The sequence below is a fragment of the Pseudotamlana haliotis genome, assembly GCF_008806375.1.
In the GTDB taxonomy this organism is placed as follows: Bacteria; Bacteroidota; Bacteroidia; order Flavobacteriales; family Flavobacteriaceae; genus Pseudotamlana; species Pseudotamlana haliotis.
This window is the reverse complement of record NZ_WAAT01000042.1, coordinates 36649-58312: the sequence shown is the minus strand read 5'-3', so window position 1 is coordinate 58312 and position 21664 is coordinate 36649. Positions and strand designations below refer to the sequence as shown.

Sequence of the window (21664 nt, the reverse complement as noted above, 5' to 3'; positions counted from 1 at the left end):
AGTTAATTATGAAAATTTTAAAAATCACATTAATAGTAGCCGTATTTATTGCTCTTTTCACATCATGTATTGAAGCAAGTTTAAACGAAGATGAGGTGTTGGTTGATAATACGACTAATGTTTTATATAGAGATGGTAATATTGGAGAACGCTAAATTTTAATAAATGCGTTAAGTGCTTTTATAATTAATAACTGATAAAGTACTCTAATTAAAATAAATTCAGAAATTATAAATACATTTGAGAAGTTTACCATGAATATCTGTGAGATCGGTTTATTTCCTTTTGTTGTTTATCATGTTGTGCGTACGTTTTTCTTACGCACAAATGTATAGTGAAGAGAAGTTTGATAGCATTCTCTCTTATTTAAATAAAGCCGATTCACCTAAAAGAAACTTCAAAAATAGAGAGCAGCTAGTTCTTAAAGCAAAAGCATTAGCTGCTCAAATTAATAGTTATTCCCTTCAGCAGAAAAGTAATGAGCAACTTATTGCACTTTATGGTGAATTCGATAAGGATACACTATTTGTAAGATATATTCATGAAAATTTGAGTCTAGCCCAGAAAATTAAAGACACTGCTTTGATGGCTAATATGACTAAAAAATTAGGATATTACTATTTTGATAAAATACATGACAGTGCATACTATTATAATAATAAAGCTGAAAAATTATATAGAGGTTTAAAAGATCATTATAATACAGCAAATGTTCTTCTAGATATAGCCATACTTCAAAGAGAAAGCAAGGATTATACAGCGAGCGAGTTAACCTCTATAGAGGGTATTAAATTACTTAATAAAATAGAGCACCCCTCAAAAGAAGTTATTCGTAAAAAAGCCTATTTGTACAATAATTTAGGAGTGGTATTTAATGTGCTTGAACAGTTTGATAAATCTATTGAATATCAAAGAAAATCGATTGCTTTAAAATTAAAACTTAAAGGAAATAATAAACATTCAATTGCTATATCTAATAATAATTTAGGCAATGTTTTAAAAGAAGCAGGGCGATATGAATTAGCCATAAACACCCTGAAGGAGATTCTTGATGATGAGATTTTGGTTAAAGAGCGACCTGGTTTTCACGCCTTAGTTTTAGATAACTATGCGCATGCCTTATACTTGTCGGGAGATAGAAGTGCTTTGCCGGGGTTATATCATAAAGCACTGAAGTTGAGTGAGGCCAGGGGTAAAGATAGTTACAATTCCATTATTATACTTCAGCACTTAGCTGAATACTATAACGAAATAAGTCTAAAGGATTCTGCCAAGTATTATGCTTATGAAGCCAAGCGGATTGCTGAAAAGTTCTACAATGATGATCTTTTAAAGTCCTTAAAATTACTTTCTGAAATAGAAGAAGGCGAGGTGGCCGCAACTCACTTGCGACATTATATACGGTTAAATGATAGCTTGCAAAAAAGAGAGAGAGTCACTCGAAATAAGTTTGCTAGAATCAAGTTTGAAACCAATGAAATTGAAGAAGAAAATGTCAGAATCGCTAAAGAGCGTATGTGGTTATTGATTATTTCAATAGTCATTATTGTTGCCTCAGTTTTACTTTATATCATATTTGCGCAACGTAATAAAAATAAAGATTTAGAATTCATTCAAAAGCAACAAGAAACCAACGAAGAAATTTATAATTTAATGCTTTCTCAAAATGAAGTCGTTGAGGATGCTAGAGCCTTGGAAAAGAAACGCATTTCTGAAGAACTTCATGATGGTGTTTTAGGGAAATTATTTGGTGCGCGCTTAAGTTTAGATAGCTTAAATATGACACATACAGAAGAAGCTATTAGAACAAGGGGGCAATATATTAATCAACTAAAAGTTATTGAAGAAGAGATTCGAAAAGTGTCACATGAATTAAATACCGATTTTGTTTCAGGTTCTGGTTTTAGAGATATTATTAAAACCTTGGTTGAGACCCAAACTGCAACCTATGGGTTGCGTTATACAATTGACTGGCAAAATGCTATAGATTGGGATGATGTTTCTAATAAAATTAAAATTCACTTTTATAGAATTATTCAAGAAGCACTTCATAATATTTATAAACATGCCGAAGCGACTGACGTTCAGTTTATTTTTAAGTTAGAAAATAAAGCTGTTAGTTTGAGTATTGTCGATAACGGATCCGGTTTTGATGTCAATAGAGTGAAATCTGGAATCGGAATAAAAAACATGAAATCTCGAATTAATGAAATAAATGGAACGTTAGCTATATCTTCTCAAAAAGAGGAAGGAACTACCGTAAAAATAGATGTCCCCATATCTTAACATAAAATTATGACCGAAAAAATTAAACTACTTATGATTGATGATCACCCCATGATTATTGAGGGGTATCAAAATACTTTGCTTTTTACAAAACGCGATAATCAAGAATTAGATATTGATATTGCTAACAATTGCGACGAAGCTTTATCTGCAATCAATAAAATGGTGAAAAGTAACCTACATTATGACGTGTTGTTTCTTGATATTAGCTTACCAGCTTCAAGAGACGGCTCCATGAATTCAGGTGAAGATTTAGCGGAGTTTGTTAGAAAGGTTCTGTCACAGTCGAAAATTATAATCTTAACGATGTTTGATGAAGCGTTTAGAATCCATAATATTATTAAAAATATAAAACCAGAAGGTCTTATTATTAAAAGTGATTTAACCTCAAATGACCTTGCTGTTGCGTTTCAAAGAGTGTTAGATGGCGAAACGGTTTACAGTTCTACGGTTAGTAGTATTATTAGGAGAACAATTAGCAGTGATATCGTGATAGATGATAAAAACAGAAAAATTTTACACCTATTATCTCAAGGCGTGAAAACTAAAAATTTAGCATCACATTTAGGTATTTCATTAAGTGCTATTGAGAAGCGTAAAAAACAACTACGTGATCTTTTTGAAGTAGAAGACGGGCAAGATGAAACCTTATTGAGTCAAGCGCGTAAAAAGGGCTTTGTGTAGGAATTCACTATGATTTAAGATTTTTTTAAAAAAAAATAAAAAAAATAAACTCACAATCATCTGAAAATCAGTATTATATATTTTTTAATAACTGTTGCTGCGGGTTTTCCGCAATTTAAAAAGGATTCTGTTACCTATCTTTGATGTATCAACAATTCGAAAATTAATTAATCCCTCAATTTTTTAGTTGATAATAGCAATTTACATGACCCTGTGGAGGTGAGAGACCCACAGGGTTCTTCTTTTTATAAAGTGTCGTTATTGTTGCCGCTAGTTTCAAAGCGATATGATACTCCAAACAACGGGGCAGGCTATTTTAATCACATTTTAAATTACAATTGGAATAAAAAAATTGTATTTTTCGGCTTTCGGTTTAATTCATGAAACACGCCATTGTCTTTCTGTTCATTTTTACGCTCGTGTCTTGCGAGTACTTTAATGTGAAAAAAACATCTTCAGAAGCCATTTTGAACGAAGAATTGAAGACTTTCAATTGGAATGATGTTGATGAATACCCAGGTTTTTCTATCTGTGAAACTTCCGAAACTATAGAAGCACGTAAAACTTGCTTTCAGAATACACTTACTAATCACATTACTAATTATTTACAAGAAGAAAGTATTATCGTGACTCAAGATGTCAATGATACGATTATGCTCGAATTTCAAGTATCTAAAAGCGGTGAGTTGCTCTTAATTCAAGCTAATATAGACTCCATTACCGTTGAAGAAATCCCTAACATTGAAAGACTTTTAAATCGAAGTTTAGAAGGGTTGCCAGAAATAGATCCCGCAATAAAACGAGGACAACCAGTGACTACCGAATTTCAGTTGCCATTAATTATTAGTGTAAACTAGTTACTTATTAAAGCTGCGCCCCTTCCAATTATAGTCAGAGAATATCGAAACCAAGGCCACGTAAACACTGAAGAAAGGATAGATTAAAAAGCCTGTTAAGTAGCTTTTTAAGGGGTGTTTCTGATTAAAAAACACAGTTGTTTTGTAAATTAAATAGAAATCTATTCCGCATTTAGCAATTAAAATAAAACTGAATATTTTAAAACTAAAAAGTTCTAACAAGCTAAGCACAGAAAGTAGAACCACTAAAAAATTCATGAAAAATACGAGTATACCAGTTAATTTTCCAAAACCGTTTTTGTAAGCGGTTGTTTTCGCAGCCCAACGCACACGCTGTGAAATAAGCGATTTCCAATGGGGTTGAGCGTTAGTTTTTACAATGGCAGTACTGCTTTTTAAATAATGTACTTTTTTTGGGTATTTATGTGTGGCTTTTTCTAAAAGAAACAAGTCGTCACCACTAGCAATGTTGGAATTACCGTCAAATCCAGATAATTCTAAGAACAAAGATTTTGTATAGGCTAAGTTGGCACCGTTACATAAAAATGGTTTTTTTAGTCCGAAACCACCAATAGTAGCTCCTTGTAAGCTCATGATATCCAACCACTGAAAACGATTTAAAAAAGAATTTTCTAAATGATAAGTGACAGGGCCTGCTATACAAAGACTAATGTTTTCAATAATAAAAGCATCATAAGTTTTTAGCCAACCTTGAGGTAAAACACAATCAGCATCGGTTGTGATAATCCATTCGTATTGTGCTTGGTTTATCGCTGAGGTTATGGCATCTTTTTTAGGCGAACCGCTTTTTCTTTGATTGTTAATAACGCTGAGTTTTCCTTGATATTTTTCCTTGAAGGAAGTGATGATAGCAACAGAATCATCTTCTGAATCATCGTTAACCAAAATAATTTCGAAAAGGTCTTTAGGGTAGTTTAAAGCCTCAATCGAAGCTAATAGCCGAACTAAGTTATTGGCTTCATTCCTAAACGGAATAATTACAGAAAATCGAGTTTTAGGACCTGTGTTTTTTTCTTTGAAGTCTTTCACTTTATCAAAGCCGTAAATAAAACCACCAATTAAAATCAGGTAAGATAATGTGATAAGAAGTGCTGTTAAAACCATTAGGTAATACGGTTTTTTAAGTCGAACTTAAGCACATAATAGCTCCCTAAAAGACTTGGAATTACAAAGTTTAATAGCCACATAAGCGTGATGATTGATAAAATATGCAACTCGTTCACATGGGCAAACGAAAATAAATAAACTGCAATACCGCCTTTTATAAACACATCAAAAATAAATATCGAGGGTACTATTGATGCCAATAAATACATGCTTGCGATGATGCTAAGTGCTTCAAAATACGAGAGGTTAATTTGAAAAATTAGAAGTAAGAAATAAAATTGAAATGAAAATACGGCATAACGAAAAAACGAAAGACAACATCCAAAGAAAAGCTTGTCCTTTGGGTAAGCAATTAAAAACTGTCTAATTTTTTCTAGAGAAAAGTTTTTATACCTGAAATTACCTTTAATAAGAATGTAGCCCCCCAGTAGAATAATGGCAAATAAACCAACACCATACAACGACAAGCGGAACAGATTAAGATTGGTATTGTAACTTTTTATAAAGAAAAATAAGCCTATAACGCCAAAAAAAAGGGTTGCTAGTAATTGTAAAAGGTTGCTAATAAGGTTGATGAAAACAATTTTCTTTTGAAATGAACTTTGGTAGTACATGGCTTTGGCTCCGTATTCCCCAATACGATTAGGAGTCATTAAAGAGGCGGTTAGCGCTCCTAGGGTCTGTTCTGTGGCGGTTCTCAATGCTAACTTTTTAAAAGGAGCAACAAGTGTTTGCCACTTTAAAATTTCCAAAAACCAATTAAAAGCAGATAAAAAGATTAGAAAACTTACTATTTTGACTGAAAAACTGCTATTTTCGGTCAAAATAATGTAGAAATCAGAAAAATGTAACGTATTATTGTTAATTAGTTTCTGATATATAAAATACAGAGCAGCAATAACTATGCTTATTTTAATAAGCAAAAAAAGGAAGTGCTTGGTTTTGTATGATAGAGTCTGTACGATAATGGTGCAAATTAAATCAATATTACGTAATGATTGCTTATTTTAAAAAAATTAAGAGTTCATGGGTAGTTGCTATCCTGTTTTTTTGGTTTGGTTTCACTCAAGCTCAAGATAATACGAGTACTTTTAAAGTACAATTTGCAACAGGAATTAATAGCCCGATGGCTCAAGGGTTTGTTGATGGTTTTGAGGCCAAGCCAATAAATTTCCCAACCATAAACTTAGGCTTGCAGTATATGCTATCTCATAAGTTTGGTGCTAAATTAGATTTAGGCTATAATCGTTTCTCAAACGATAAGGATTCTAATGCATTTAAAAGCAACTACATCCGATTAAATTTACAAGGGGTTTATGACGCTTCTGATATTATTCGCTTTTCGCCGCGTATGGCCACATTTATACATGCTGGGCCAGGTTATTCAATGGTGAGACCTTTGGATGTGTATGGTGAAAATAAGTTAAACTTTTTCAACGCCATGGCGGGAATGGAATTTCACTACGGTATTAACGACGTTTTATCTATTTATTTGGATGGTTCTTATATCTTTGGCTTTGGAAAAGCATTTGACCAACCTTCAGACGGTTTTGGTGCTTTCAATGGTGATATGTTAACTGTAACAATTGGAGCGTCTATTTCGCTAAGCGGCTGTTACTATTGTAATGATTAATGCAGGAAAGAATAATTTTAGGAATAGATCCTGGAACCACTATAATGGGGTTCGGACTTATAAAAGTGGTGGGTAAAAACATGCACTTTTTGCAGCTCAATGAGTTGGATTTAAAAAAGTACAGCGACCATTACATCAAATTAAAACTTATTTTCGAGCGTACCATCGAGCTTATCGATACACACAATCCAGATGAAATCGCTATTGAAGCCCCTTTTTTCGGTAAAAATGTACAAAGTATGCTTAAACTAGGTCGTGCCCAAGGTGTGGCTATGGCTGCGGGTTTAAGTCGCGAAATTCCGATTACCGAATACTTACCTAAAAAAATAAAAATGGCCATTACCGGTAACGGAAATGCGAGTAAAGAGCAAGTGGCTAAAATGCTTCAAAGTTTACTAGGGCTTAAAACCTTACCTAAAAACTTAGATTCTACCGATGGGCTTGCTGCAGCGGTGTGTCACTTCTACAACTCAGGTCGTGTGACTGTGGGGAAAAGCTACTCAGGTTGGGATGCTTTTGTAAAGAAGAATCCTAATAAAATAGGTTAATCTCCATAAGCTCATGGCTGGTATTTATATTCACATTCCGTTTTGTAAACAGGCTTGTTTTTACTGTGATTTTCACTTTTCAACATCCTTAAAAAAGAAAGATGAGCTCATTCTGGCCTTAGTCAAGGAACTTGAAATCCAGCAGAAGGTTTTTCAGAATGAAACCATTGAAACCATTTATTTTGGTGGTGGTACCCCCAGTTTATTATCAAATGATGAGCTTCAGTTGCTTATAGAAACGGTTTATAAAAATTATACGGTTATTAAACAGCCTGAAATCACACTTGAGGCCAATCCAGATGATTTAACCAAAAATAGCATCCAGGAACTGGCTAAGTCGCCTATAAACAGATTGAGTATAGGCATTCAATCTTTTTTTGAAGATGATTTAAAAACCATGAATCGTGCGCATAATGCCAATGAAGCGAAGGCTTGCTTGGAAGAAGCTACGCGTTATTTTGATAATATTACTATCGATTTAATTTACGGGATTCCAAATATGAGTTTAGAAAAGTGGAACGCTAATTTAGAGCAAGCTTTTCAGTTTGGGGTGAATCATATTTCAAGTTACGCCTTAACCATCGAGCCGAAAACAGCCTTAGCGACCTTTGTTCAAAAGGTGGTGTTTCCGCCTATCGATGAAGATTTAGCCTTAGCGCATTTTAATCATTTGGTAAAACGTACCGAAGCAGCAGGTTTTGTGCACTATGAAATATCAAATTTTGGGAAGCCTCAATATTTTTCAAAGCATAATACAAGTTACTGGCAAGGGAAGCCCTATTTGGGTATTGGGCCATCGGCGCATTCTTTTTTTGATAATAAGCGCTTTTGGAATGTTTCTAATAACACCAAATACATTGCAGGTATCGAAAATGGGGTTTTACCAAATACCAGTGAGAATTTATCTCAAGAAGATCGGTTTAACGAGTATATGATGACGGGTTTACGAACCATTTGGGGTGTAGCGCTAAATCGTGTTGAAACTGAATTTGGAGTTGATTTTCTTATGCATTTGAAAAAACAATCCAAAAACTTTATTAAGGAGGGCCTGTTAGTTGTTTCCAACGATGTTAACGAGCTAAACAAACCGATACAACGACTAAAAGCCACACAAAAAGGCAAATTTTTAATTGATGGAATTGCTTCAGAACTGTTTATGATTTGATTATATTTGGATATGAATGCTACAATCCAATACAACTCCCGAAAACTTCAGATAAATTTAAACAAACCTATTGATATTTCTATTCCGCTACGGGCTTCAGAAGAAAATGTGCGTGCCTGGTATGTTGATGCGCCTATCATCGAACCAGTTGAAGATGGTGATCAGAAAATTTCGGTGAAGGATGGGGCCTGTATTAATTTTAATACGATTAGTTTTAATCCGCATGCCCACGGAACACACACGGAATGTGTAGGTCATATAACAGAAAAAGTACATTCCATAAACCAGCAGTTGTGTACATTTTTCTTTTTAGCAGAAGTAATAACTGTAGCTCCAGAGCGGTTAAATGGTGATTTTGTGATTTCTAAAAAGCAGCTCAAGTTTGCCTTAGGGAACAAAAAACGTGATGCTGTAGTGATACGTACCATCCCCAATACAAAGGAGAAACTGTCAGCACATTACTCTCATACTAACCCTACTTATATGTTGGAAGATGCTGCAATTTATCTAAGAGAAAAAGGAATTAAACATCTCTTGGTAGATGTGCCAAGTGTTGATAAAGAAAAGGATGAATGTTTGCTTTTGGCTCACAATGCTTTTTGGAATACCAGCGGAAAATTGCGTTTAGATGCAACCATAACTGAGTTTATTTATGTGCCAAACCATGTTAAAGATGGCGAGTACTTTTTAAATTTACAAATAGCTCCTTTTGAAAATGATGCAAGTCCTAGCAAACCTATTTTGTATAATGTAATGAGTTAAATAAAACAAGGGTTATCATGGATATAGAACAAATTAGAAGCTATTGCTTAAACAAAAAAGGTGTTACAGAAGATTTTCCTTTTGATGAACACACTTTAGTGTTTAAAATATTAGGTAAAATGTACGCTTTAATTTCATTAAAAAAATGGGAAGAAGGTGAAGCAGCAATAAACTTAAAGGCTAAACCTGAATATGCTTTAGAACTGCGGGAATCGTACCCAAGTATTCGTGCTGGTTATCATATGAATAAAAAACATTGGAATACCTTATATCTCAATGAAGGTGGTTTAAATCCCGAACTCATAAAATCATTAATAGATCATTCTTACGACATGGTAGTACAAGGAATGACTAAAAAAATGCAAACAAACTTGAAGAGTTTATAAAACCGAAGAATATTTGTTGTATCTTTAGTATCTCTCTGAAAATCAAAACCTTATTAATAGTGTAATCATCGCCCCATATCTTAAAGTCGTATTTATTAACTTTAATTTTAGATGGATTATGAAAACTATTAAAAACAGCTTAACATGCATGGCAGTTCTGCTCATGTTGTTTTACTCCGAAACCGTTTTAGCCCAATCGACGCAAACACCAAAGTACATGACTTCTACTACCCTGAGTTGGAATCAAGATAAGACCAATATTGATATGGATGAATGGAAAGCCATAGAACAAGAGTATTTAGAAAAAGTAATTAAAAAGAACGAGTACATATTAGCCTCTTCTTTTTATAAACCTCAGTTGTCTGGAAGCAGTGGTGAATTAATATTGGTGCGAGTTTATGGCTCATGGATGGCTATTGAAAAAGCAGCACAGCGAAATCTTGAATTAGAAAAGGCTGCTTGGGGAAATGAACAAAAACTCAAAGAATTTAAGAAAAAGCAGCGCTCATTTTACAGTCATGATCATTCAGACGAGATTTATTCTGTGCTTCCTATTATGAAAGAAATCAAAGATTGGTCGCATGATATGGTTTGTTATGTGCGTACGCAATATTTAACTTTTCCTGAAGATGGTAAAACAGAGGAAGTTATAGGTGTACTACAAGATGATTTTGATAAAATGGTAAAAGATAACAACTTAATAAAGGGATTTTTCACTTATAGACATGCTTGGGGTGCTAATGGAAGTGAATTGAAAAACGCTTATTTTTTGTCGTCTATTTCTGATTTAGATAAAATGTTTCAAAACCTTCGTGAATTAGAAAAGAACGTATGGCAAAGTGATGCTGCCTTGGAAAAACACCAAGAAATGGTTCGTAAGTATTTTGTTGGTACGCATACAGATAATGTGTATACTTTTGTGTCAGGACTTTCTAAGTAGTTATTTGATAGGTTGACTGAGGTTAAATTTGCTGAAGGTTTTATTTAGCTGTATTTTTACAGTCTAAATTGTTATACCTATGAGCGTTTTACAAACATTGCAAGAACGAAGTAACTCTACCTGCGAGTTATGTGCAGCAAACGATGATTTATCACAGTATACCATTCCGCCATCATTAAATGAAAATGTGGCTAATGATGTTTTGGTTTGTAAAACCTGTTTGGACCAAATTGAAGAGCGCGTAGATATGGACCCCAACCACTGGCGTTGTTTAAACGATAGCATGTGGAATGAGCATGTGGCTGTGCAAATTATGGCTTGGCGTATGTTGCAACGTTTACGAAATGAAGGTTGGCCAAAAGATTTGGTTGATATGATGTATTTAGATGACGAAGCACTGGCTTTAGCCCGAGCAACTGGCGAGCATGAGGATGAGGCTAATAAAATTATACATCGTGATGTAAACGGTGTTGTTTTAGATAACGGCGATTCGGTTGTGCTTATTAAAGACCTTAAAGTTAAAGGATCTAGTTTAGTGGCTAAACAAGGTACGGCAGTTAGAAACATTCGTTTAGATCGTGAAAACGACAAATACATTGAGGGTAAAGTTGGCGCACAGCAGATTGTGATAATTACTGATTATGTAAAGAAGTTGTAGTGGTTTTAGGGTGGTGTTTTATTTTAGTTGCCTGCCTAACTTTTCCACTTTAGCGATCCATTTTTGCCTCAAAACAATATCTGAATTTTTAATAATACCGAAATAGGACACTTTAACAGAATTAATGCCGCAAAATTTTAAGGTTGATTTTTTTAGTTGGTTTACACTTGGTCTTCCATAAAAGAGTCTGTAATACCAGCTGGGTTGATCGAGTGTGGTGATAATGTGAGACGTTTTTCCTTTTAATAATTTATCCCAAAACATAGAGTTTTCTTTATATTGAAAAGTGAAACCTGGTAAAAACAACCTGTCTATAAATCCTTTGAGAAGTGCTGGTAACCCTCCCCACCAAACAGGATGTATCCAAACCAAGTGGTCTGCCCACTTGATTTTTTCCCAAGAAGCTAAAAGATCTGGCTCTAATTCGGTTCTTTTTTGAAAGCCGGATTCAAGATTTGGATTAAAGTTTAAATCTGAAATGATTATTTCTTGAACCTCGGCATGCGCCCCTATGGCTCCTTTTTTATATGCCTTTGCAAATGCAAAGTTTAAACTTTCCTTATTGGGATGGCCGTTTATGATGAGTATTTTTTTTGACATTTTTTATCTTTTTTGATTGAAAGACAAAATTACACCCTGATTTTTCTATTATTTAGGACAAATGTCTAAAAAGGAAAATCTTTGCGTATTCGACTTAAATGTCTTTGTGAAACACCTAAGTAAGAAGCTAAATACTGTAAGGGGATGTGCTGTATGTAGTTTGGTTGGTTTTTTAGTAAGTCTGCATAACGTTTTGTAGCACTGGTGCCTTGCAAAAGAAAGATTCTCTTTTCTAATTCAATGTATTGCTGTTCTGCAATAATTTTTTGAAAGTGTAGCCAATTTAGGCTCGTTTTCGCTAAGTTTTCAATTTTATCTTTAGGGATGCTTAGTAGTTCTGTATCTGTAATTGCCTGTATGTTTTCTTGGGTAGGTTGATTTGTTAAAAATGAGGAATAGGCCGTCATAAAATTATTTGGAAAGGTGATGCAATAGGTAAGGTCATCTCCTTTATCAGATGTGTGGTAGGAGCGTAAAAGCCCAGACAAAACAAAAGTTACTGATTTACAAGTTTCACCGGCTTTAATAAAATATTCAGATTTGTTGAGCCGCTTGTTGGTTGTTGCCTGTATGAAGTCGTCAATTTCAGCAGGGGTGAGTAGGTTAAAAGATTCTAAAGCTTTTTTTAACGTATCATGATTCATTGAATTGAGAAAAGGTGTTTATAAGTTTTAAGTAGAGGTATCAGCAATAATTTTCCATTCGCCGTTAATCTTTTTGAAAACAAGCATAAAGATACCATCAGCATTTCCTAATTCGCGTTTAATATGGTATTCACCTAACACGAAATAAGCATCATCACTAATTTTAGAAATGTCGTTAATTTTGAAGCTTAATATCCCTGTGTGATCTTCTGTAGGGTAGGCTTTGAGGTAGCGCTCTAATGTGTTTTCCCAGCCTTTTGTTACCCCGTTTGTGCTATAAAATTTAAGTGAGTCACTTTTCCAGTAACCAGCCATGTATGCTTCAATATTATTTTTAGACCATGCTAATCTTTGGTTTTTTAATACTTTGTATATGGCTTTTTTATCTGCATCGCTTTGAGGTTGAGAAAAACAAGTAAATGTACAGAGTAGACATAGAGATAGGATTGTCTTTTTCATTTCAGAAATCTAAATGTTATAAATGTAACGTATAAGATGTAGTAAATGTAATGAAATCTTGTAGTTATTTGGTTACTCATCGATGATTTGTGTGTGCAATCGCCTTTTGTCTGATGTTCAAATCCCTTGGTCGAAAAAATAGTAGGCATAGTACCTTGGTTTATTATTTTTACTTGGCAACCCTATGATGAGTTTTCATTTATCGTCTAACCATTTAACACATTTAACATGGATTTACAAATTACCAGCTGTAACAACTTTTTTAAAGTAAAAGGCATTTTAAACAAAAACAATGTTAAGATTTTCAAAGATGAGTTCAATAACATATTTGATTCTGTAGACAACCTTACCATTAGTATTAAAGATATTGAAAGTATGGATAAACATGGTGTTGATGCCTTATCAAAACTTCATGCTGAAGCTTTGATGAAAAACAAACAATTTTCAATTATTGGTTATGGTTGTAAAGAACTTTACGACCACTTTAAAGCTGAAGTTGCTGCTTAATTAAGTCGCTTCAACCGTTTTATAAATAAAAACCATATAAGATTATATGCCTCAAGCTAATCTTATATGGTTTTTTTTATTGTGTTAGGGCTATCCGTTACAAGTTTTTGCTTAATAAAAAAGTGAAAGCTGGTAACACCCTAATTATTTAGATAATTCGGTAAAATATTTATAAAACCCTGGTATGGTTTCTATGCCTTTCAGGTAGTTCCAAATACCGAAATGCTCGTTGGGTGAATGTATGGCGTCGCTGTCTAGTCCAAAGCCCATTAAAATGGTTTTACTTTTTAATTCTTGTTCAAAAAGGGATACAATTGGAATACTTCCTCCGCTACGTTGTGGTATAGGGGTTTTTCCAAAGGTGTCTTCGTAGGCTTTTGATGCGGCTTGATAACCTATGCTGTCTATTGGGGTCACATAACCTTGTCCGCCATGATGAGGCGTTACCTTAACTTTTACGCCCTCTGGTGCAATGTTTTCAAAATGCTTTTGAAATAAATTGGTGATGTCTTCCCATTCTTGATTTGGTACTAAACGCATGGAGATTTTAGCATAAGCTTTGCTGGCAATCACGGTTTTAGCGCCTTCACCGGTGTAGCCACCCCAAATACCATTCACATCTAAAGTTGGTCTTATGGAGTTTCTCTCGTTGGTTGAGAATTCTTTTTCGCCGTAAACCGCATCGATATCTAAAGCTTTTTTATAATTTTCTAAATTGAAAGGAGCCTTGGCCATTTCGGCACGTTCTTCCGTAGAAAGTTCTTCAACTTTATCATAAAAACCAGGAATAGTAATGTGATTGTTCTCGTCGTGAAGAGAGGCAATCATCTTAGCTAAAATATTGATAGGGTTAGCTACCGCGCCACCGTATAATCCAGAGTGCAAGTCACGATTTGGGCCAGTCACTTCAACTTCAACATAGCTTAAGCCACGTAAACCTGTGGTGATTGATGGTGTGTCGTTAGCAATCATACCGGTGTCGGAAATTAAAATGACATCGTTTTTTAATTTTTCATGGTTATTTTTTACGAAAGGAGCGAGGTTGACACTGCCTACTTCTTCTTCGCCTTCTATCATAAATTTTACATTACATGGTAGTTGGTTGGTGCTAGTCATAAATTCTAAAGCTTTAACATGCATGTACATTTGGCCTTTGTCATCACAAGCGCCACGTGCAAAAATAGCCCCATCAGGATGTTTCTCGGTAGTTTTAATAACAGGTTCGAAAGGTGGTGAATCCCACAGATTTATTGGGTCTGGTGGTTGCACATCGTAATGACCGTAAACTAGAACTGTAGGTAGGTTTTTGTCTATTATTTTTTCGCCATATACAATAGGATTTCCTGGGGTTTCACAGATTTCTACATGGTCACAGCCAGCTTTTTCTAGGCTCGTTTTAACGGCTTCGGCTGTTTTTAAAGTGTCTGTTTTGTATGCTGAATCTGCACTTATAGAAGGGATTTTAAGCAGCTCAATAAGCTCGTTTAAAAAGCGTTCTTTGTTTTCGGTGATATAAGATTGTATGTTTTTCATGCTATTTTTCTTTTCGGATGTATTCAAAAGTATAAAAAAGAATTTTTTTAGCGCTATTAAGTTTGCAATTTAAAAATCTTGTTTATATTTGCAGTCCTTTAGCGGGCGTGGTGGAATTGGTAGACACGCTAGACTTAGGATCTAGTGCCGCGAGGTGTGGGAGTTCGAGTCTCCCCGCCCGCACAACTTTAGGAATATAAAGCCTTGATACTGTGAGTATTGAGGCTTTTTTTATTTTCAAATTCCCCCAATTCTCCCCCTGTTTTACTTGCTTAATGTATTCGAAGCTTATTTAAACTATCTTAATATTTACACGTTATAAAACCAAATAGAAACAGTTTAATTGAAAAAACTAAAACGGTTTATAAAAAAATGAGCCTTTCCTGAAAAAAAGAAATCAAAAATAAAAATACGGGGGGTAGCCCCAAAAAAGCCATTTGTTTTAAACAAAACACCATAGGTGGTTGTCTCCTTGAATGCACGCATTAAATTTATTTCAGGTCGTAAAACTTTCGTATTTTGCTAGAATGTAAATTCCTGATTAAATTTCATGACAAGAGACCAATTAAAGCAGCTTGAAGATAGACTCTGGAAAGCTGCCGACGACCTAAGAGCAAATAGTAAACTTACAGCAACCGAATACAGTTTTCCTGTGTTGGGTTTAATATTTTTAAGACACGCATACAATCGTTTTGTAACTGCTAAAGTAGAAATAGAAGCTACTTTACCTTCGCATCCACAACGAGGAAAAAGACCTGTAAATAAAACAGATTTTCTTTCTGCCAACGCTATATATTTACCCGATAACGCCCAATGGAAAACCATTAACGAGCTTCCTGAAAGTGTAGACATTGGCGAATACCTAAACGAGGCAATGAAAAGTATTGAGGAAGAATACGACGTGCTGCAAGATGTATTGCCTAAAGAGTATATGCTTTTTGAAAGCGATTTACTGTTTCGTTTGATACGTATTTTTAACGACCCCTTGTTAGATAATGTTACAGGCGATGTTTTTGGGCGTATTTACGAATACTTCTTAAACAAATTTGCAATGAGTGGCGCACAAGAAGGTGGCGAGTTTTTTACACCGCCAAGTCTTGTAAATACCATTGTAAAAATTATAGAGCCTAACCACGGTACGGTGTTCGACCCTGCCTGTGGTAGTGCAGGTATGTTTGTGCAAACCGCCCATTTTATTGAGGAAAAGCTACAAACAGAAGCCTCTAAAAAAGTAACCTTCTACGGTCAAGAAAAAGCAGATACCAACACCAAGTTGGCTAAAATGAATATGGCTGTTCACGGTTTGGATGCCAACATTATGCAGGGAAACAGTTTTTATCAAGACCATCATAATTTAGTGGGCGATTGCGATTTTGTAATGGCTAATCCACCGTTTAATGTAGATGGGGTAGATAAGAAAAAAGAAAGCGTTAAAAACGACCCGCGTTTACCGTTTGGTTTACCTAAAAACGACAACGCCAATTACCTGTGGATTCAATATTTTTATAAATACTTAAACCAAAACGGAAGAGCAGGTTTTGTTATGGCAAGTTCTGCAAGTGATGCAGGGCATTCCGAAAAAACCATACGCCAACAATTGGTAGAAACAGGAGCTGTAGATGTTATGGTGTCTATAGGTACTAAGTTTTTCTACACCCGTTCTTTACCGTGTTCTATTTGGTTTTTTGACCGTGCTAAGGAATTAGATGCCGATAGAGCAGACAAAACCCTAATGTTAGACCTCAGGGATGTGTATCGTAAAGTGTCCTCTAACTTACACGATTTTACCGATGAACATTTACAAAACATACACGCTATTGTAGCGCTTTACAGGGGCGATAATACCCTGTTTGCACAAACACTTGCGCAGTACAAAGAAAACGCTACACAGCACCTAAAAGAAGCTAATATTCTGCTTAAAAACACCTATGCAGAAAAGTTGTTAGCTACTGTAACAGATACGCTTAAAGCGGAAAACATAAAAGAAGACAAACGCAAACTAAACACCGCTACCAAAAAGCAAATAGAAACGCTTAAAGCCGAATTAAAAACAGAGGCGGTTAAAAAAGATAAGACTCTTAAAAAACAGACCCAAGACCACATTAGTAGCCTTGAAACATTTTTAGAAGCTATTAACAAACAAATAGACCAACATACTTATTTTACTAAAGAAGCGCATTGGTTAGAAAAGCGTTTCCCTGAAGGTATTTATACCAATGTAGCAGGTTTGTGTAAAATAGTTAACCGAGACGAAATTAAAACCAACGATTACAGCCTTACCGCAGGGCGTTATGTAGGTGTTGCACCCATAGAGGAAGAGGAAGGTTTTGATTTTGATGAGCGTATGGCAGAAATTAAACAAGAACTACACTTGTTAAATGAGGAAGCTGTTGATTTAGCTGAACAAATACAAACTGATTTAACGGACTTGGGGATATGAGTTGGGAGAACACAAATTTACTAAATGTAACATCTAAAATTGGGGATGGACTACACGGAACACCAAAATATGATGAAAATGGGGAGTATTACTTTATAAATGGCAACAATCTCAAACAGGGTAAAGTTGAAATAAAGGCTGAAACAAAAAAAATTGGAGAAGAAGAATATCAAAAAATAAAGAAAGAACTAAACGATAGGACGGTTTTTGTATCTATAAATGGAACTTTAGGAAATGTAGGTATTTATAATGACGAAAAAATTGCTTTAGGAAAAAGTGCTTGTTATTTAAATATAAATCAAGATGTTAGTAAACTTTATATTCGGTATATTTTAGAAAGTGAAAAATTTCAAAGTTATGCTGAAGCATTTGCTACAGGTTCTACTATAAAGAATTTAGGTCTTAAAGCTATTAGAAATTATGAATTTCCACTCCCACCACTACCAACCCAAAAAAAAATAGCCTCCATTTTAAGTGCGTATGATGATTTAATTGAAAACAACCTAAAGCGTATTCAATTGTTAGAAGAAACAGCGCAACGCCTCTATAAAGAATGGTTTGTAGATTTTAAATTCCCAAACCACGAAAATACACCCATCAACGAAGAAACAGGTTTGCCTGAAGGGTGGGAAGAGAAATTGTTAAATGAAATTTCTGAAGTTAAATCTAGTAAAAGAATTTACAGCTCAGATTATGTAGATAAAGGTGTTTTATTTTATAGAGGCAAGGAAATTACTCTAAAGACAGAATTTAAAGATGTCCGAGAACCATTTTATATAAGTGAAGAGAAATTTAATACTCTTAAAAATAAATTTGGAGCACCTGTTGAGGGTGATATTTTAATTACTAGTGTTGGAACAATAGGGAATGTCTATCGGGTTAATAAATTTGATAAGGAGTTTTATTTTAAAGACGGTAATTTAATTTGGATAACTAATATTTCAGAAGAATTTTCTATTTATTTAATTAGTTATTTTAAGAGTTTAGAGTTTAAAAATATAATTAAGTCTATATCTATTGGTTCTAGTCAGAAGGCATTTACTATTAGTTCAATTAGAAAAATAGAAATTAATTTACCGACCGATGATTTGTTAATTGATTTTCAGAAATTAGTAAAGCCTATATTTTCAGAACAAAATATACTGTCAAAAAAGAATAGTTATTTAAAGGAAGCAAGAGACCTACTCTTACCACGTTTAATGAATAGAACTTTAGAAGTATGAGCAATGATTATTCAGAAGACAACTTAATAGAAAAAACCACCATAAGCCTGTTAAAAGGTTTGGGTTGGGAAACTGCCAATGTGTTTCATAACGAAAGTTTTGGGGCTTTGGGTACTATTGGTAGAGACAGCCAAGAGCAGGTGGTTTTAAAGCATCATTTTATTGCCGCTATAAAAAAACTCAATCCTAATTTGCCTGAGGTGGCATACACCCAAGCTTACGAGCAAATAGCAAAAGCAGAAGCTTCTAAAACCTTAGCAGATATTAACCAAGAAAAATACCAACTGCTTAAAAAAGGCATTTCTGTAACTTACAAAAACGAAAAAGGTGAGTTAATTAAAGAAAAGAAAATACAGGTTTTTAATTTTAAAAATCCTCAAGACAATCATTTTTTAGCCGTTCAGCAATTGTGGGTAAAAGGCGTATCGGGAATGAAAAGAAGACCCGATGTTGTTGGTTTTGTAAACGGTTTGCCATTGGTGTTTATAGAGTTAAAGGCGCATCATATTTCTATAAAATCGGCTTACGAGAAAAACCTAACCGATTATAAAGATGTTATACCTAAAATGTGGCATACCAACGCTTTTATTATTTTAAGTAATGGTATAGAAAGCAAAGTAGGTTCGTTTACTTCAAAATTTGAACATTACCACGAGTGGAAACGTATTAAAGAGGAAGAAGAAGGTATTATTAGTTTAGAAACGGTTATTAAAGGCACCTGCGATAAAAAGAACCTGTTAGATATTTTTGAAAACTTTATATTGTATGATGATTCATTAGAAAAAGTAGCTAAGCTTGTAGCGAGAAACCATCAGTTTTTAGGGGTAAATAAAGCGGTTAAACATCTTAAAACGTTAAAAGAAAACTATAGTAAAGGCGAAATTTCTAAAGAAGAATCGCAACGCTTAGGGGTGTTTTGGCATACACAAGGTTCGGGTAAATCGTATTCAATGGTTTTCCTTACTCAAAAAATAGCAAGACAATTAAGTAGTAATTACACCTTTGTTTTATTAACCGATAGAACCGAGTTAGACGACCAAATTTACGGTACCTATGAAGGGGTTGGTGCTGCAAAAAACAAAAAAGCCAAAGCCACTTCGGCAACGCATTTAAAAGAATTACTGCAAACCGATAATAAATACATATTCTCACTCATTCATAAATTTAATTTTGAAGAAGAATTAAGTCAGCGCGACGATATTATTGTTATTTCAGACGAAGCCCACCGTACACAAGGCGGTACTTTTGCAATGAATATGCGTAAAGCTTTGCCTAACGCTTCTTTTATGGGCTTTACAGGAACACCTCTTTTTAAAGACGACGAGTTAACCAAGCGTATTTTTGGAGACTATGTGTCTAAATACGATTTTAAACGCTCTATAGAAGATGGCGCAACCGTTCCGTTGTATTATGAAAACAGAGGGGAGAAATTAAAGCTTGAAAATCCAAAAATAGACGAGCAAATAAAAAGTAAAATAGACGCCTTCGATTTAGATGATAATGAAGAAGAAAAACTAAAAAAATTATTTGCAAGAGAGTATCCTATTTTAACAGCTAATAAGCGTTTAAAAGCTATAGCTAAAGATGTGGTGCAGCATTTTAATACAAGAGGCTATAAAGGAAAAGCATTGTTTGTGGCTTTAGATAAAGTTACGGCTGTAAAAATGTACAATTTTATTACTGCAGAATGGCAAAAGTACATTGAAACATTAGAAAAAGAGGTTACTAAAATAACCGATGAGCAGGAACAAATAATAGCCTATCGAAATTTAAAATGGGTAAAGGAAACCGAAGTTTCTGTTATCATAAGTTCCGAGCAAAACGAGATTAAAAAGTTTAGAGATTGGGATTTAGATATACAACCGCATCGCGAAAAAATGAATACCCGCGATTTAGAAAGCGAGTTTAAAGATGAAGCTAATCCGTTTAGAATTGCCATTGTTTGTGCTATGTGGATTACAGGGTTTGATGTAAAAAGCCTCTCTACCTTGTATATAGATAAACCATTAAAATCACATACCTTAATGCAAGCCATTGCAAGGGCAAACCGTGTGCATACAGGTAAAAACAACGGCTTAATAGTAGATTATATAGAGACATACAAAGCGTTACTTAATGCGTTGGCTATTTATGGTGGAGGTAGTAAAGGTTCGGCAGGCGAAGAAACTGTTGATGAGCCACCTGTAAAGCCTATAGAGGAATTAGAGGAAGAGTTAAAAGAAACCATAGATGCTTCAATATCTTTTTTAAAACACGATTGCGATTTTGATTTAGACCTAATAGCTAAAGCTGAAGATACCATCTACCGTATTAAGTATTTACAGGAAGGTTATAATGCTGTTTGTAAAAATCAAGACACCAGAAATAAATTTAATGTATTGGCAAGAGAGGTTTTTAAAAAATATAAAGCCTTAATGCCTAACCAAGCCATTTATAATTACAAAGCAGAACGCGATGCTATAAATGGCTTATATAATTTAATTGCCGATAAAGTAGATGAAGCCGATGTTACTTACTTAGTAAAGCAAGTGCAAGATGTGGTTAACGAGTCTATAGAAACTTATAATACAGAACTTAACAAAGTAGAAGATTACGGGAAGCAGGTAGATATAAGTCAGTTAGATTTCGATAAAATAAAAGCCGAGTTCGAGCAGTTAAAATCTAATCAAAACATTGCTGTTAAATCCTTACAGGAGCGTGTAAAGAAAAAATTGGATGCTTTAATTAAAAACAACCCGTTACGTGTAGATTATTTCGAGCGTTACGAGGAAATTATAGAAGACTATAACTTAGGTAAAGAATATAAGTCTATTAAAGAAGTGTTTGACGAATTGCTTAACTTATTTGGAGAGCTTACCGAAGAGGAAAAACGATCAGGTAAGGAAATGTTAAGCGAAGAAGAGTTGGCGGTGTTCGATATGCTAAATAAAGGTAAAAAGATAAGCGATAAGGAGAAAGCTGAGGTTAAAGAAGCTGCTAAAAATTTGCTTAAAAAGCTACAAGATAATGAGTTTAAGGTGGTGGATTGGACAGAGAAAAGCCAAACCAAATCTGCGGTAAGAAAAGCCATTAACGATTACTTGTATAGTAAGCTTCCTTATCCAACTTACGAAGATGGCGACATTGCTGTTAAAACAGAAGTATTGTATAATTTTTTCGAATCTCAGTATAGGGATTATGGAAATAGAGCGGTTGTTTAAATGTTTTAGAG

General features: G+C 34.4%; 21 protein-coding genes and 1 tRNA gene. 16 read left to right on the top strand and 6 right to left on the bottom strand.

Annotation, left to right across the window (positions count from 1 at the left end):
• The first annotated feature begins 8 nt into the window (after positions 1-8).
• The 4 genes from F6U93_RS14635 to F6U93_RS08510 all read left to right on the top strand — a co-directional run bounded on the left by F6U93_RS14635 (position 9) and on the right by F6U93_RS08510 (position 3827).
• The gene (locus tag F6U93_RS14635; protein ID WP_191963478.1) at positions 9-155 is read left to right on the top strand and encodes a hypothetical protein; all 147 of its coding nucleotides are present in this window, start codon (positions 9-11) and stop codon (positions 153-155) included.
• A 142-nt stretch (positions 156-297) separates the two neighbouring features.
• Entirely contained in the window at positions 298-2286 is a 1989-nt protein-coding gene (locus F6U93_RS08520) for an ATP-binding protein (RefSeq protein ID WP_191963477.1), read from the top strand.
• Between the two features lie 9 nt (positions 2287-2295).
• Positions 2296-2970 (top strand): response regulator, encoded by a 675-nt coding sequence (locus tag F6U93_RS08515; protein ID WP_150938811.1) that lies wholly within the window; start codon positions 2296-2298, stop codon positions 2968-2970.
• 380 nt (positions 2971-3350) lie between these two features.
• Complete coding sequence (locus F6U93_RS08510; RefSeq protein WP_150938809.1) at positions 3351-3827, top strand: hypothetical protein; 477 nt, start codon at positions 3351-3353, stop codon at positions 3825-3827.
• Here F6U93_RS08510 and F6U93_RS08505 read toward each other — a convergent pair whose 3' ends face one another.
• Positions 3828-4952, bottom strand: coding sequence for a glycosyltransferase family 2 protein (locus F6U93_RS08505; protein ID WP_150938807.1), 1125 nt, complete (start codon positions 4950-4952; stop codon positions 3828-3830).
• Entirely contained in the window at positions 4952-5878 is a 927-nt protein-coding gene (locus F6U93_RS08500; protein WP_225312624.1) for a lysylphosphatidylglycerol synthase domain-containing protein, read from the bottom strand. Before F6U93_RS08500 ends, F6U93_RS08505 begins: the two co-directional genes overlap by 1 nt.
• A 71-nt stretch (positions 5879-5949) precedes the next feature.
• Between F6U93_RS08500 and F6U93_RS08495 the strand changes: the two genes are divergently transcribed.
• The 7 genes from F6U93_RS08495 (at position 5950) to F6U93_RS08465 (ending at position 11047) form a co-directional block, all read left to right on the top strand.
• Positions 5950-6588: a cell envelope biogenesis protein OmpA gene (locus tag F6U93_RS08495; RefSeq protein WP_150938804.1), complete on the top strand. Its 639-nt coding sequence runs from the start codon at positions 5950-5952 to the stop codon at positions 6586-6588.
• Positions 6588-7136, top strand: a complete 549-nt coding sequence (gene ruvC / locus F6U93_RS08490) for a crossover junction endodeoxyribonuclease RuvC (protein ID WP_150938802.1) — start codon at positions 6588-6590, stop codon at positions 7134-7136. Before F6U93_RS08495 ends, ruvC begins: the two co-directional genes overlap by 1 nt.
• A 13-nt stretch (positions 7137-7149) precedes the next feature.
• Positions 7150-8301 carry a radical SAM family heme chaperone HemW gene (gene hemW, locus F6U93_RS08485; RefSeq protein ID WP_150938800.1) on the top strand — a complete coding sequence of 384 codons (1152 nt, stop codon included), beginning with the start codon at positions 7150-7152 and terminating at the stop codon, positions 8299-8301.
• Between the two features lie 12 nt (positions 8302-8313).
• Positions 8314-9063 carry a cyclase family protein gene (locus F6U93_RS08480; RefSeq protein ID WP_150938798.1) on the top strand — a complete coding sequence of 250 codons (750 nt, stop codon included), beginning with the start codon at positions 8314-8316 and terminating at the stop codon, positions 9061-9063.
• Between the two features lie 17 nt (positions 9064-9080).
• On the top strand, positions 9081-9449 hold the full coding sequence (locus F6U93_RS08475) for an MmcQ/YjbR family DNA-binding protein (protein WP_150938796.1): 369 nt from the start codon (positions 9081-9083) through the stop codon (positions 9447-9449).
• A gap of 118 nt (positions 9450-9567) precedes the next feature.
• A complete protein-coding gene (locus F6U93_RS08470; RefSeq protein WP_150938794.1) occupies positions 9568-10389 on the top strand; it encodes a hypothetical protein in 822 nt (273 codons plus the stop codon).
• 79 nt (positions 10390-10468) lie between these two features.
• Complete coding sequence (locus F6U93_RS08465; protein ID WP_150938791.1) at positions 10469-11047, top strand: PhnA domain-containing protein; 579 nt, start codon at positions 10469-10471, stop codon at positions 11045-11047.
• An 18-nt stretch (positions 11048-11065) separates the two neighbouring features.
• Here F6U93_RS08465 and F6U93_RS08460 read toward each other — a convergent pair whose 3' ends face one another.
• The 3 genes from F6U93_RS08460 to F6U93_RS08450 form a co-directional block, all read right to left on the bottom strand.
• Positions 11066-11647, bottom strand: a complete 582-nt coding sequence (locus tag F6U93_RS08460; protein WP_150938789.1) for an NAD(P)H-dependent oxidoreductase — start codon at positions 11645-11647, stop codon at positions 11066-11068.
• 65 nt (positions 11648-11712) lie between these two features.
• Positions 11713-12291 (bottom strand): Crp/Fnr family transcriptional regulator, encoded by a 579-nt coding sequence (locus F6U93_RS08455; RefSeq protein WP_150938787.1) that lies wholly within the window; start codon positions 12289-12291, stop codon positions 11713-11715.
• 27 nt (positions 12292-12318) lie between these two features.
• Positions 12319-12750 (bottom strand): YybH family protein, encoded by a 432-nt coding sequence (locus F6U93_RS08450; RefSeq protein WP_150938785.1) that lies wholly within the window; start codon positions 12748-12750, stop codon positions 12319-12321.
• Between the two features lie 228 nt (positions 12751-12978).
• On the opposite strand from F6U93_RS08450, the gene F6U93_RS08445 reads away from it, so the two are divergent.
• Entirely contained in the window at positions 12979-13257 is a 279-nt protein-coding gene (locus F6U93_RS08445; RefSeq protein WP_150938783.1) for a hypothetical protein, read from the top strand.
• A 144-nt stretch (positions 13258-13401) separates the two neighbouring features.
• On the opposite strand, the gene F6U93_RS08440 is transcribed toward F6U93_RS08445, so the two are convergent.
• Positions 13402-14790 carry a dipeptidase gene (locus tag F6U93_RS08440; RefSeq protein ID WP_150938781.1) on the bottom strand — a complete coding sequence of 463 codons (1389 nt, stop codon included), beginning with the start codon at positions 14788-14790 and terminating at the stop codon, positions 13402-13404.
• 101 nt (positions 14791-14891) lie between these two features.
• Between F6U93_RS08440 and F6U93_RS08435 the strand changes: the two genes are divergently transcribed.
• From F6U93_RS08435 to F6U93_RS08420, 4 genes are all read left to right on the top strand, one after another.
• Positions 14892-14973, top strand: a tRNA-Leu gene (locus F6U93_RS08435).
• A 367-nt stretch (positions 14974-15340) separates the two neighbouring features.
• Positions 15341-17230, top strand: a complete 1890-nt coding sequence (locus F6U93_RS08430; protein ID WP_150938779.1) for an N-6 DNA methylase — start codon at positions 15341-15343, stop codon at positions 17228-17230.
• Positions 17227-18453 (top strand): restriction endonuclease subunit S, encoded by a 1227-nt coding sequence (locus F6U93_RS08425; protein ID WP_150938777.1) that lies wholly within the window; start codon positions 17227-17229, stop codon positions 18451-18453. The genes F6U93_RS08430 and F6U93_RS08425 overlap by 4 nt, the downstream gene beginning before the upstream one ends.
• Complete coding sequence (locus F6U93_RS08420; RefSeq protein ID WP_150938775.1) at positions 18450-21653, top strand: type I restriction endonuclease subunit R; 3204 nt, start codon at positions 18450-18452, stop codon at positions 21651-21653. The genes F6U93_RS08425 and F6U93_RS08420 overlap by 4 nt, the downstream gene beginning before the upstream one ends.
• Positions 21654-21664: the final 11 nt, after the last annotated feature.

What these genes read in the sequence shown, in the direction of transcription:
- F6U93_RS08430 (WP_150938779.1), top strand. Translation starts at nt 15,341, where the DNA reads ATGACAAGAGACCAATTAAAGCAGCTTGAAGATAGACTCTGGAAAGCT.
- F6U93_RS08515 (WP_150938811.1), top strand. Translation starts at nt 2,296, where the DNA reads ATGACCGAAAAAATTAAACTACTTATGATTGATGATCACCCCATGATT.
- F6U93_RS08520 (WP_191963477.1), top strand. Translation starts at nt 298, where the DNA reads ATGTTGTGCGTACGTTTTTCTTACGCACAAATGTATAGTGAAGAGAAG.
- F6U93_RS08425 (WP_150938777.1), top strand. Translation starts at nt 17,227, where the DNA reads ATGAGTTGGGAGAACACAAATTTACTAAATGTAACATCTAAAATTGGG.
- F6U93_RS08440 (WP_150938781.1), bottom strand. Translation starts at nt 14,790, where the DNA reads ATGAAAAACATACAATCTTATATCACCGAAAACAAAGAACGCTTTTTA.
- F6U93_RS08495 (WP_150938804.1), top strand. Translation starts at nt 5,950, where the DNA reads ATGATTGCTTATTTTAAAAAAATTAAGAGTTCATGGGTAGTTGCTATC.
- F6U93_RS08420 (WP_150938775.1), top strand. Translation starts at nt 18,450, where the DNA reads ATGAGCAATGATTATTCAGAAGACAACTTAATAGAAAAAACCACCATA.
- F6U93_RS08460 (WP_150938789.1), bottom strand. Translation starts at nt 11,647, where the DNA reads ATGTCAAAAAAAATACTCATCATAAACGGCCATCCCAATAAGGAAAGT.
- F6U93_RS08475 (WP_150938796.1), top strand. Translation starts at nt 9,081, where the DNA reads ATGGATATAGAACAAATTAGAAGCTATTGCTTAAACAAAAAAGGTGTT.
- hemW (WP_150938800.1), top strand. Translation starts at nt 7,150, where the DNA reads ATGGCTGGTATTTATATTCACATTCCGTTTTGTAAACAGGCTTGTTTT.
- F6U93_RS08480 (WP_150938798.1), top strand. Translation starts at nt 8,314, where the DNA reads ATGAATGCTACAATCCAATACAACTCCCGAAAACTTCAGATAAATTTA.
- F6U93_RS08455 (WP_150938787.1), bottom strand. Translation starts at nt 12,291, where the DNA reads ATGAATCATGATACGTTAAAAAAAGCTTTAGAATCTTTTAACCTACTC.
- F6U93_RS08450 (WP_150938785.1), bottom strand. Translation starts at nt 12,750, where the DNA reads ATGAAAAAGACAATCCTATCTCTATGTCTACTCTGTACATTTACTTGT.
- F6U93_RS08465 (WP_150938791.1), top strand. Translation starts at nt 10,469, where the DNA reads ATGAGCGTTTTACAAACATTGCAAGAACGAAGTAACTCTACCTGCGAG.
- F6U93_RS08470 (WP_150938794.1), top strand. Translation starts at nt 9,568, where the DNA reads ATGAAAACTATTAAAAACAGCTTAACATGCATGGCAGTTCTGCTCATG.
- F6U93_RS14635 (WP_191963478.1), top strand. Translation starts at nt 9, where the DNA reads ATGAAAATTTTAAAAATCACATTAATAGTAGCCGTATTTATTGCTCTT.
- F6U93_RS08505 (WP_150938807.1), bottom strand. Translation starts at nt 4,952, where the DNA reads ATGGTTTTAACAGCACTTCTTATCACATTATCTTACCTGATTTTAATT.
- ruvC (WP_150938802.1), top strand. Translation starts at nt 6,588, where the DNA reads ATGCAGGAAAGAATAATTTTAGGAATAGATCCTGGAACCACTATAATG.
- F6U93_RS08445 (WP_150938783.1), top strand. Translation starts at nt 12,979, where the DNA reads ATGGATTTACAAATTACCAGCTGTAACAACTTTTTTAAAGTAAAAGGC.
- F6U93_RS08510 (WP_150938809.1), top strand. Translation starts at nt 3,351, where the DNA reads ATGAAACACGCCATTGTCTTTCTGTTCATTTTTACGCTCGTGTCTTGC.